We start from the raw sequence: 11,162 nt of genomic DNA, 5'->3' as shown, positions 1-11,162 counted from the left end.
GTGGCTTACCTCCGACGGAACGAGGCGATCGAAGAGGTGGTGTCGAGCTTTGCCAGCAACCGGTCGAAGCCGTCGGCCGCTTGGCCGCGAAGGTGGACGGCGAGGAACCCGGACAGCAGGTCGACCAGGAGCGCGCGGGTGGTCTCCGGGTCGCCGGTCGCCTCCTCGTCGAGGAAGGCGCGCGCCGAGGTGGGGTCGAGCGGGTGCGCGATGCCGAAGTGGTTGGCACCGGCCAGCCGCACCAGCAGGTTGGTGCCGCCCGCGTCGGGCAGCGCCTCGTCGAAGGTGCGGGTGATCGGGTCGGCGCGGGTGGTCGCATCCTCGCCATACCGGTCGGCCGAGCCGTTGATCACGCCGTCGTTGGTGCCGGCGAGCAGCATGACCGGGCAGTCCACCTGGGCCGGCAACACGGTGCCGGCCGGCCAGCCGAGCATGGTAGCCACCATGGTGTGCGCCCCGTAGGTGGCCACCGCACGGACCTCGGGCAGGAACCGCGCCGACTGCAGCGCCACCGTTCCGCCGGCCGAGTGGCCCAACAGCGCCACCCGGTCGAGGTCGAGCAACCCGTCGAGCGGTCCGGTGAGCTGCGCCAGCGCGTCGAGCACCGGGCGCAGCGACGGGCTGGTCGGCCGGCTGCCGTAGCCGTCCGGCCGGGCCGCGTCCAGGTCGACGCCGGGAGTGATGCCGTGCAGGCCGGCGAAGAGCACTCCGACCCAGTCGTAGGTCACCGCGACGACGCCCCGCGCGGCCAGCTCCACCGCCAGCCAGCGGTAGGTGTCCTGCCCGACGTTGACCCCGGAAACCAGCAGGACCACCGGGTACGGCGCCCCGGCCGGGTCTGCCGCCAGCACCCCGCTGAGCCGCTCGGCGTCCGAGCCGGTGGGCCGGGCCGGGTAGTAGACCCGCAGGTGTGCGGTGTCGAACGGGGCCGGCGCGCCGGGCACGCGTGCGGCCCACCAGACCGACCGGACGCCGCTTCGCTGCGGACCGCTCATGCCGACGGCCGGGGGAGTTCGCGGTCGCCGCCCCAGAGCGCGCGGACGAGCCGGTTGGTGGTCTCCTCGCCGAAGTAGCGCACGCCCATCACGTTCGCCGGGTCGCGGTCGGCGATGTTGCGGCGGATCCGCAGATCGGTCTCGGCGAGCGCGGCCCGCTCCTCGGCCGGCACCGGCTCGGCCTCGTCGACCCAGCGCAGCCAGCGGTCGACGTGGGCGTGGGTCACCTGGCTGACCTTCTCGATGTTCTCCGGGCTGCGGTCGAAGGAGTAGCAGTACGCCGTCGGCGAGAGGCTGGCCCGGATGAACCCGGCCCGGCTGACGAAGTAGTCGAACGCCGGGTCGGCGCGTAGCTGCAGCCACTCCTCGTTGACCGGCTCGTAGTACCGGTCGTAGTAGTCGCCGTGCTCGACCATGTTGAGCCGGGGTACCGAGTCGATGTAGAACCAGCCGCCGGGCCAGACCAGCAGGGCCAGCCCCAGGTGCGGCACCCTGACCTGCGGGCCCAGCCAGCACGTCAGGTGCAGGTTGGCGAAGCTGGCCGCCGGGTTGCCCAGCCAGGAGTGCACGAGCCAGTCGACCTCGGGCCCGGTGTACGCGGCCAGCGAGCCGCCCGGCCCGTTCGGGTAGTCCCCGTAGTGCTCCAGCGGCTCGGTGGACGGGTCGCGGGTCAGCGCGAACCGCGCGGCGATCTTGGCCTTCAGCTCACCCAGGAGTACCTGGTACCGGTGGAACGTCTCGTGGACGTCGACCGTGGGGGAGTTGTCGAGCATGTCCTCGACATGTTTCAGGGTGTCGGCCACGGGTCAGCGCCTTTCGGTGAGGGCCTGGACGAGCCGCCACGGGCGGCCGTCGACCAGGTCGGTTCGGCGGGAGACGAGCCGGTTCGCCGCCTGCGCCGGGGCCACCACGGCATGCGTGACGGGCCGGTCGGCGGCGATGTCGGTGCGCAGCGGGCTGCTGATCCGGCCGGTGAACGGCCCGGCCCAGGTGGTCCAGAGGGTGAAGTCGGCGCTGAGCGCGAAGACCGCGGCGCCCGTGCCGAGTGGCCCGGCGGCGATCACGTTGAGCCGGTTCTCCGCGGCCCGCTCCGGCAGGCCCAGCGCCAGCTCCCAGGGCTCGCGCGGGGTGAACGGCACGGCGACCACATCGGCGTCGGCGAGCGCGGCGAGCCGGAACGTCTCCGGGAAGATCGCGTCGTCGCCGACCACGATCGCCAGCCGTCCCCAGGGCAGGTCGAAGGTGCGCAGCGCGTCGCCGGGCCGCGCGGCGTCGCGGGCCGCGCCGGCCCGATGCAGTTGTGGCTGCTCGCCGACCACGCCATCCGGGCCGATGAGCAGCCCGACCGGGCCGTCGGCGCCGCGGGCGGTGGCCACGGCGTACGAGTCGGTGCCGCGCAGTGCCGGTACCAGCGTCGCGGCCACCTCGGCCGGCCCGACGTGCTTGCCGAGGGCGTCCTCGGCGAGCACGGCGAGCAGCGCGCCCTCGGCGACCGCCTTGCCGAGCAGGTCGGCCGCCTGGCCGGGGTCCTGCGGCCGGACCACGGCGACCGGCAGGCTCGCCGCGCCGGGCGGCCGGCGGCGGCCGGTCGGCGCGTTCCCGAGCGGGCCGTAGAGGTCCGGCCGGCGGGCCGCGAGGATGTCGGTGCCGTCCGGGCGTTGCTTGTCGTCGGCGCGCTCCGGAGCGATGTCGGCGATGACGACGGCCTCACCGGTGCGCGGGCCCTTGGCCACCACCGTGCCGTCCGGTGCGACGATCTGCGACTCGCCGGCCCCGTGCAGCCACTGCTCCGGCACGCCGAGGCCGCGGCTCATGGCCGGCAGGTGCTCGGCGGGCAGCAGCGGGCCGACCTTGTTGGCGGCGATCACCCAGGCCCGGTTCTCCGTGGCCCGCACCGGGATGTGCAGTGCGGCTTCATCGGTGGCGAACGAGTTCAGGCTGTTCAGCAGCACCTGCGCGCCGCGTAGCGTGAGCCCGCGGGTGACCTCGGAAATGACGCCCTCCATGCAGGCGTACATGCCGAGCCGGCCGATCGGCGTGTCGAGCACCGGGCCGACCTCGGTCGCCGGGTCGAGGTGGTCGTTCTCGGCGCCCATCAGGACCTGCTTGTCGCAGCTGCCGAGCACCGCCCCGTCCGGTCCGAAGAGGAAGTTGGTGCCGCCGGTGCGCCCGTCGGGGTAGGCGTGCGTGACGTTGATTTTGATGTACACCCGGTGCTCGGCGGCGCTCGCCGAGATCGCGGTGAGGAACGTGTCGCCCGGCCGGGTGGCCAGGGCGCGTGCCTGGGCGCGGTCGGTGTACCAGGACAGGTGGTTGCAGAACTCGGGCAGCACCACGAGCTGCGCGCCCTGTCGGGCGGCGTCGGCGATCAGGCGCAGACAGGTGGCCAGGTTGGCCTCGATGTCCTGGCCGGCCTCGAACTGTACGGCGGCAACCCTGATGGTCATTCCCGCTCCGGTTCCCCTGGCGAAACGCTGTTTCCAGAACATACACTCGGGCGACGCCGGGGAACAGGGGGAAGAACAGGTGTTTACACACGTGGTACTGATGAAGTTCGCCGATGCGGCCGATGCTGCCAAGGCGAAGTCGCTGCTGGAAGGTCTGGCCAGCACAATTGATGAGATCGCGACGCTGACGGTCGCCCTGGACACGCTGCGGACCCCGGTCTCCTACGACCTCTGCATGATCAGCACGCACACCGACGCGGACGCGTTGCGCGCCTACCAGTCCCACCCCGCCCACCTGGAGGTGGCGGGCTGGCTCAAGCCGCGCCTCGCGGCCCGCGTCGTCGTCGACTACTGAGGACAGGGCCCGCCCGACGCCGCCCGGCCTCAGCCCGGGTACGCGTTGGCGGGCAGCCCGGCGCCACCGGGCCGGAACGGGCCGGGGGCGTGCACGACGCAGGTCTGCGCGTACTCGGCCAGCCCCTCCTCGGCGTACTCCCGGCCGTAGCCGGAGCGCTTCACCCCACCGAACGGCGCCCGCAGCGACAGCCCGGTGCGGTTGTGCGTGTTGACGAAGACGAAGCCCGCCTCGACCCGGCGGGCCAGCGCGAACGCCCGCTCCTCGTCGGCCGACCAGACCGAGCCGCCAAGGCCCAGCTCGTCGGCGTTGACCCGGGCCAGCAGTTCCTCCTCGTCGTCGTAGAGCAGCAGCGGTACCGTCGGCCCGAACTGCTCCCCGGCGATCACCTCGGCGTCGTCCGGAGCGTCCAGCACGAGCGTCGGGGCCACGAAGTACCCGCCGGCCAGGTCGGTGCCGCCGTCGACGGTGCCCAGCGGCAGCGCGGTGGCTCCCTGGGCGACGGCCGCTGCAACGATCCGCTCGATCCGGGCGGCGGCGCCGGCCGAGATGACCGGGCCCATGCTCACCCCGGGCGTGAGCGCGTCACCGACGCGCAGCACCTCCGCCGCAGCGGACCGGTACGCCGCCACGAACTCGTCGCGGCGGCTGCGGTGCACGTACAGCCGCTTCGCCGCCATGCACACCTGGCCGCTGGTGGCGAAGCTCGCCAGGACCAGCCGGCGCATCGGCTCGGCGCCCAGGTCGGCGTCGGGCAGGAAGATCGCCGCATCGTTGCCGCCCAGCTCCAGCACGACCGGGGTGGTCTGGGTGGCCGCGGTCGCCGCCACCTGCCGGGCCGCCACGCCGCCGCCGGTGAACGCCACCTTGCGCACCAGCGGGTGCCCGACCAGCGCCGCTCCGGCGGCGGCGTCGCCGTGGACGACCGCCAGCGTCCCGTCGGGTAGCGCCCCGGTGAGCAGGTGCAGCGCCTCCGAGACCGCCAGCGGGGCCAGCGGCGAGGGCTTGACCACCACCGTGTTGCCGGCGCCGAGGGCCGGGGCCACCTTGAGCAGGGTGAGGATGATCGGCGCGTTCCACGGCGTGATCGCGGCGACCACCCCGTACGGCCGGGGCAGCCGCAGTAGCCGGCCGGCTGCGTCGTCGATCTCCCGCTCCGCGTACGCCGCCGGGGCATGTTCGACGACCCAGCGCAGGTACGTGGCGGCGAACCCGACCTCGCCGCGGCAGTCGGCGAGCACCTTGCCCGACTCCCGGGCCAGCAGTGCGGCCAGCGGTTCGAGCCGTCCGGCGATCGCGTCGGCGCCGGCGGCCAGCGCGGCGAGCCGCCGTGCGATGTCGGTGGCCGCCCAGGCCCGCTGCGCGGCGTCGGCCCGGCGGACCAGGGCGTCCACCCGGTCGGGCCCGCTGACACCGACCGTGCCGACCAGCTCGCTGGCCCTGGACGGATTCTCCCGCTCGATCACCGCGCCGTGCGGGCCGTCGCCGGGTGCCGTCATGCCCGTGCCACCGGCTGTCCGGCGTCGGGGCGCAGCGAGGCGATCATGGAGCTGCGCAGCAGGTATGCCCGGGCGGCCGCCGGATCCTCGGTCAGCGCGCGCAGGCCGGCCAGCTGCGCGGACCGCAGCTGCGGATCGGTGGCCCGGATCCGGCGGTAGTTCTGGTCGGAGACCTCCTGCACGTAGGTCAGGGCGATCCGGCGCCGCTCGTCGGCCACCGCCGTCACCGCCCGGTCCAGCTCCCCGCCGTCCGGTGCCGCGCGGCCCGAGGCCAGCACCTCCGCGTAGGCGACCGCGTCGTGGATGCCCGAGTTCATGCCCAGCCCGCCGAGCGGGTTGTTGACGTGTGCGGCGTCGCCGGCCAGCAGCACCCGCCCCTGCCGGAACGCCGCGGCGACCCGCTGGTGCACCCGGTACAAACTGGCGTGCGCCACCCGCCACGGCCGGCCCGGGTCGGCGATCGCCCGCAGCCGCTCGTCGAGCCGGCCCAGCTCGTGGGCGTCGGGGGTGTCCTCGGGGGTGGGCAGCAGCACCCGCCAGTGGTCCGGCGTGCGCAGCAGCACCGACCACTCGACCGGGTCGAAGACGTAGTTGACGTACGCCAGCGGGCCGAGCAGCGCCGGCAGGTCCTCGTCGGTGGAGGCCACCAGGAACCGTTCGGGGTAGGTGATCCCGTCGAACGGCAGCTCCAGCGCCCGCCGTACCGCGGAACTGGCGCCGTCGGCCGCGATCAGCCAGTCGCCGGCCACTTCCCGGCCGTCCTCGGCGACCGCGACCACGCCGCCGTCGGCCGGATCCGTGGCCTGTCGTACCGAGTCGACCGGCCAGCCGAAGTGGACCCGAACCGCGGGGTGCCGGGCCAGGTGGGCCAGCAGAATCTGGGTCAGCTTCGACTGCTCGCACTGCACCCGGTACGGGTACGGAGTGTCACCGGCGAGCACCGCGAGGTCCAGCTCCGCGATCAGCCCCTCCCGGCGGTCCCGGTAGGCGAACGTCGGCGCGACCAGCCCACGCGCCAACAGATCCGCGCCGACCCCCAGCGCGTCGAGCATCTCCAACGTCGGCGGGTGGAACGTGGAGGCGCGGGACTCGGCGGCGAGCTGGTCGCCGGCCTCCAGCACGGTCACCTCGCAGCCCCTGCGGGCCAGCGCGAGCGCTGCGGTCAGCCCGACGGGCCCCGCTCCGGCGACCAGCACGTGCATCAGGCGTACCTCCGATCGAGAGTCAGCGCGTCGTCCTGGCCGACCAGCGCGGTGAACGACGACCAGGCAAGCCGGGGCACCGCGTCAGCGTGGCCGTCCCGGCCGATCGCGGCGTAGGCGGCGGCAGCCGCGCGGAGCGCGGCCCGCATCGGCGCGACCGGGTGCAGCACGACCCGGACCCCGAGCGCGCCGAGCGCGTCGTCGGGCGGGAAGGGCCGCACGCCGCCCGCCTCCGAGCGGTTCACCACCAGGGGTACGCCGGGCAGCGCGGTACGCACCGCCGCCAGCTCCTCGGCGGTGTCCACGCCCTCCAGGAAGACCGCGTCCGCGCCCGCGGCGGCGAACCGGCCGGCCCGTTCGATCGCCTCCTCGAGGCCGGCCACCGAGTAGGCGTCGGTGCGTGCGATCAGCACCAGGCCGGTACCCGCCTCGGCGACCGCCCGGATCTTCGCCGTCGCACCCGCCCGGTCCAGCAGTTCCTTGCCGGCCAGGTGGCCACAGCGCTTCGGGCTGACCTGATCCTCCAGATGCAGCCCGGCGACGCCGGCCGCCGCGTACCGCTGGGCGGTCCAGACCGCGTGCAGCGGGTTGCCGTAGCCGGTGTCCGCGTCGGCGATCAGCGGCACGCCGGCCAGTGCCGGGACCAGCCGGGCGGCCCGCTCCGCGACGTGCGTGCCGTGCAGGTACCCCAGGTCGGGAAGGCCCAGCTCGACCGCAGCGCAGACCGCACCGGACAGGTGCACGGCCCGGTGCCCGGCCTCGACGGCCAGCGCGGCGGTGAGCGGGTCGTGTACGCCGGGGGCGTGTACCGGCGAGGCGCCGTCCAGCAGCGCCCGCAGCACGTCGGCCGGGCGTGCGGGCGCGACTCCGCCGGGCGTGACCGGGGGCGCATCCCTCGGCGGGACGGTCTCGCCCGGGTTCATGGCCGGCCGTGCAGCGCGAAGCCGCCCTCGACGCCGACCACCCGCGGGTTGGTGAAGAACCGCAGGGTCTCGGCGGTGCCCTCCTCGCCGTACCCGGACAGCCCGAACGCCGGGCGCGGGCTGAACAGGTGCAGGCTGAGCACCGAGGAGCCGTTGACCTTGACCTCGCCGGCCCGGATCCGGCGGGCCACGGCCAGCGCGGCCTCCTCGTCTGCTCCGAGCACGTACGCCTCCAGCCCGTACGGCGTGCCGTTGGCCAGCGCCACCGCCTCGTCTTCGGTGGCGTACGGGTGCACCGCCGCCACCGGTCCGAAGATCTCGTCGCCGGTGTGCGCCGCGGCGACGCCGGTGACCAGCGTCGGGGCGAGGAAGTTCCCGCCGGCCAGCGGCCCGGCGGTCGGCAGCGTGGTGCCGGTGACCGCGGTCCCGCCGCGGGCCAGCAGGTCGTCGCGGGCGGCCACCACCCGGGCCAGGTGCCGGGAGTGCACCAGGGGACCGAGGTCGGTCGCGGGGTCCAGCGGCGCGCCGGCGACCAGGCCGGTGAGCCGGTCGGCGATCGCCCCGACGATCTCGTCGTGCCGGTCGGCGGGCACGATCAGCCGGCCCAGCGCCCGGCACCACTGGCCGTTGAGCGTGCTGAGCAGGTCGACCGCAGCCCGGGCGACGTCGGCGATATCGGCATCGGGGAGCACGACCAGCGGGTTGTTGCCGCCGAGCTCGAGCTGCACTGGCTTGATGTCGTAGGCACAGGCCGCCGCGACCGCCCGCCCGGCGGCGAGCCCGCCGGTGAAGGAGACCGCCCGGATCCGGGGATCGCTGACCAGGGCCGCGCCGGCCTCGGCCCCGCCGTGCACGAGCTGGAACACCCCGGCCGGCACCCCGGAGGCTGCGAGCGCCGCCCCGATGACGGCGGCGAGCCGTTGGCTGCCGTACGGGGCGTACTCGCTGGGTTTGAGGATCGTGGGGCAGCCGGCGGCGAGCGCGTTCGCGACCTTGTGCGCGGCCATCGGCGCGGGCGCGTTCCACGGCACCACGCAGGCGGCCGGACCCCAGGGCAGCCGTTCGACGTGCGCGATCCGGCCGTCCTCGCGGTGGAACTCCTGGCTTTGCGGGCCCTGCCGTAGCTGGGCGACGGCGAGCCGGAACGCGCCGCCGAGGATCACGCCCAGCGGTGTGGTCTGCCGGATCGGCACACCGGTGGTCGTCGACTCCAGCGCGCAGATCTCGGCCGCGACGCCCTCGACCGCCTCGGCGACGCCGTCCAGCACGTCGGCGCGAGTTGGGGCCGGCAGAGCGGCCCAGCTCCCGGCCTCGTGCACCGCCGAGGCGGCGGCGACGGCGGCCTCGATCCGGTCCGGCGGCGTGCCGGCGGCGGGCCGCCGCACCGCCCCGGTCGCCGGATCCTCCAGGTCGAACCCGAGCGGTGCGTCGCTGGGCGTCCAGACCCCGTCGACCAGGTCGGCGAGATCGGGCAGGTCGGGCTGGTCCGGCTGATCGGACCCGGTCACCCGGCCACCGCCGCGAACAGGTTGTTGGACCGGTCGCTGGTGACCGAGCCGGCCGCCTCCAACCGGCCGCGCTCCGGCGGGAACGTCATCACCAGCCCCATCGCCAGGTCGCGCAGCGCCCGGCCGACGGCCCCGTTCATGGTGGCACCGGACGTGCCGGACGCCTTGAGCGCGCCGACCGCAACGTCGAAGCACGCCTCGCAGATCGAGCCCTTGGCCAACCGCCACTGCCGGTAGACCTCGGCGTGCGGGCGCAGCGGCGGCTCGCTGGTCTCCAACAGCAACTGGCGGCGCAGCCAGAGATACGCCGTCTCCAACCGTTCGGTCATGTCACCGATGATCACCTGGTGCATGGGGCTCTCCGCAATCGGCCGGCCGGTGTCGGCGAAGGTCTTCTGGGTGAGCTTGGTCAGCGTGTCGTCGTAGACACTCTGCGCCGCGCCGACGTAGACCGCCGTGATGGCCAGCTGGTTGCCGACGAAGCTGCCGCGACTGCACTGCAGCATCTTCACGAACGCGCCGGGCACGGTGAGCGCCTCGTCGGCCGGAATGAAGACGTCGTCGAGCCGGATGCCGTGGTTGGCCGAGCCGCGCATGCCGATGCCGTCCCAGGTCGGCCGTGAGGCGACCCCGGCGGCATCGCGGGGCACCAGGAACAGTGCCAGCCCGTCCGCCGTCTCGTGCCCGGCGAGCCGGGCGGTGACCAGGTAGGTGTCGGCTACGCCGGTGGCGCAACCGAACGACTTCTCGCCGGTGAGCGACCAGCCGTCGACGCCGTCGCGGCTGGCCGGAGTGGCGGTGGTGGAGATGGCGATGTTGGCCGACGAACTCTTCACCGCCTCGCTGGCGAAGTTGGCCAGCCACACCCCACCGGCCATCCGGGTCAGCACCTTCTCGGCGAAGGCCCGCACGGCGGGGACGTCGGCGTCATCGAAGAGGCCGCGCTCGATCGCCTCCAGCGGCAGCAGGCCCCGGGAGGCGCTGGTGTTGTGGAAGAAGAAGGCCAACGCCGTCGACGGGCACGCGCTGCCCATCGCGAAGGTGGCGGCGGCGAGGTCGCGCAGGCCGCCGCCGAGGCCGCCATACTCCTGCGGAACCACCAGGCCGAGCAGCCCGGCATCGCGCAGCAGCGCGACGTGCGCGGCGGGAAACACCCCGTCGGCGTCGGCCTGCGCGGCGGCGGCCCGCAGCGCGGGCAGCACCTTCTCCACCCGGGCCGCGCGATCCTGCTCGGCCGGGGTGAGGTCGTCGATGAGCCGTCCACCGGTGGACATGTGGGTCACTCCTCTGGTTTGTTGGCGGGGAGCCGGGGACAGGACACCCCGAGTTGCCGGGCGAGAAAGACCACGTCGCGGGTCCGCAGGGCGCCCGTGCGACCACTGAGGGTGGTGTCGAAGCCGGTGACCCCGCTCTTCATCGCGACCATGGCGTTGACCAGGCCGAGACCGCGCTGGGTCCGCAGCCGCACCCGAAGTGAGGCGCGGCGGGCGCGCACGGTGGCGTCGGCGAGCACGGCCCGCACCTGCACCGGGCTGGCGTCGGCCTCCTCAACCAGGGTGACGGCGGTGTGTCCGGCGCGCAGCAGGTGGTCCAGCTCGGCGAGGGTGGCCTCCTCGGCGCCGGCCCGGAAGGCGTCGGCGATCATCGGGCCGGGGGTTGCCCGCACCGTGAAGCCGGCCGTCGCCAGGGTGCTCGCGCGTAGGCGGGAGAGTCGACCCCCGATCGCGATGTCGATCCTCTCCGGCAGCGGGTCGGCGAGCTGGCTCCACGCGCTGGAGTGGAACAGCAGCGGGGCGCCGACCCGGGGAGTGCTGGCGGCGAGCACCTCGCCGACGAAGATCGTGTGGTCGCCGCCGGGGTAGGCGTGCACGACCCGGCAGTCCAGCCAGGCGGTCGCGTTGGCCAGGACCGGGCAGCCGGTCTCGGCGTGCGCCCAGTCCAGCCCGCCGAAGCGGTCGGTGACCCCGGGGTGCATGCCGGCGAAGCGCTGGCCGATGCCGGCCTGGCCCTTGCCGAGGAAGCTGATCGCGAAGACGCCGGCCCGCTCCACCAGGGCGTGGCTGGGGAGGTGGACGCCCACGCAGACGGAGACCAGCGGCGGGTTGAGGCTGACCGAGGAGAACGAGCTCGCGGTCATGCCATGCGGCCGGCCGTCGATGACCGTGGTCACGACACCGACGCCACTGGGCCACTGGGCGAGGGCCGAGCGGAACGTGATGCTGTCAACCGACAC

The 11,162-nt window shown here is 74.4% G+C and carries 10 protein-coding genes; 1 reads left to right on the top strand and 9 read right to left on the bottom strand.

The window, feature by feature from the left end:
• Positions 1-5: 5 nt before the first annotated feature.
• Genes OG990_RS14705 through OG990_RS14695 form a run of 3 tightly spaced genes read right to left on the bottom strand, consistent with a single transcriptional unit; the run spans position 6 to position 3,442 of the window.
• Positions 6-995 carry an alpha/beta hydrolase family protein gene (locus OG990_RS14705; protein WP_406080971.1) on the bottom strand — a complete coding sequence of 330 codons (990 nt, stop codon included), beginning with the start codon at positions 993-995 and terminating at the stop codon, positions 6-8.
• Positions 992-1,798 carry an oxidoreductase gene (locus OG990_RS14700; RefSeq protein WP_406080970.1) on the bottom strand — a complete coding sequence of 269 codons (807 nt, stop codon included), beginning with the start codon at positions 1,796-1,798 and terminating at the stop codon, positions 992-994. The genes OG990_RS14705 and OG990_RS14700 overlap by 4 nt, the downstream gene beginning before the upstream one ends.
• 3 nt (positions 1,799-1,801) lie before the next feature.
• The gene (locus tag OG990_RS14695; protein WP_386992449.1) at positions 1,802-3,442 is read right to left on the bottom strand and encodes a nitrilase-related carbon-nitrogen hydrolase; all 1,641 of its coding nucleotides are present in this window, start codon (positions 3,440-3,442) and stop codon (positions 1,802-1,804) included.
• On the opposite strand from OG990_RS14695, the gene OG990_RS14690 reads away from it, so the two are divergent.
• Positions 3,396-3,797, top strand: coding sequence for a Dabb family protein (locus tag OG990_RS14690; protein ID WP_386992447.1), 402 nt, complete (start codon positions 3,396-3,398; stop codon positions 3,795-3,797). The genes OG990_RS14695 and OG990_RS14690 overlap by 47 nt on opposite strands.
• Before the next feature lie 29 nt (positions 3,798-3,826).
• On the opposite strand, the gene OG990_RS14685 is transcribed toward OG990_RS14690, so the two are convergent.
• The 6 genes from OG990_RS14685 to OG990_RS14660 are packed head-to-tail and all read right to left on the bottom strand — an operon-like array spanning position 3,827 to position 11,162.
• Positions 3,827-5,296, bottom strand: coding sequence for an aldehyde dehydrogenase family protein (locus tag OG990_RS14685; RefSeq protein ID WP_406080968.1), 1,470 nt, complete (start codon positions 5,294-5,296; stop codon positions 3,827-3,829).
• Complete coding sequence (locus OG990_RS14680) at positions 5,293-6,498, bottom strand: FAD-dependent oxidoreductase (protein WP_406080967.1); 1,206 nt, start codon at positions 6,496-6,498, stop codon at positions 5,293-5,295. The genes OG990_RS14685 and OG990_RS14680 overlap by 4 nt, the downstream gene beginning before the upstream one ends.
• The gene (locus OG990_RS14675) at positions 6,498-7,421 is read right to left on the bottom strand and encodes an oxaloacetate decarboxylase (protein WP_406080966.1); all 924 of its coding nucleotides are present in this window, start codon (positions 7,419-7,421) and stop codon (positions 6,498-6,500) included. The genes OG990_RS14680 and OG990_RS14675 overlap by 1 nt, the downstream gene beginning before the upstream one ends.
• A complete protein-coding gene (locus OG990_RS14670) occupies positions 7,418-8,929 on the bottom strand; it encodes an aldehyde dehydrogenase family protein (protein ID WP_406080965.1) in 1,512 nt (503 codons plus the stop codon). The genes OG990_RS14675 and OG990_RS14670 overlap by 4 nt, the downstream gene beginning before the upstream one ends.
• Entirely contained in the window at positions 8,926-10,203 is a 1,278-nt protein-coding gene (locus tag OG990_RS14665; protein WP_406080963.1) for an acyl-CoA dehydrogenase family protein, read from the bottom strand. Before OG990_RS14665 ends, OG990_RS14670 begins: the two co-directional genes overlap by 4 nt.
• 5 nt (positions 10,204-10,208) lie before the next feature.
• Positions 10,209-11,162, bottom strand: coding sequence for a flavin reductase (locus OG990_RS14660; protein ID WP_386992433.1), 954 nt, complete (start codon positions 11,160-11,162; stop codon positions 10,209-10,211).

Source organism: Micromonospora sp. NBC_00858 (genome assembly GCF_045207365.1).
In the GTDB taxonomy this organism is placed as follows: Bacteria; Actinomycetota; Actinomycetes; order Mycobacteriales; family Micromonosporaceae; genus Micromonospora.
This window is presented reverse-complemented; position numbering and strand designations above follow the sequence as displayed.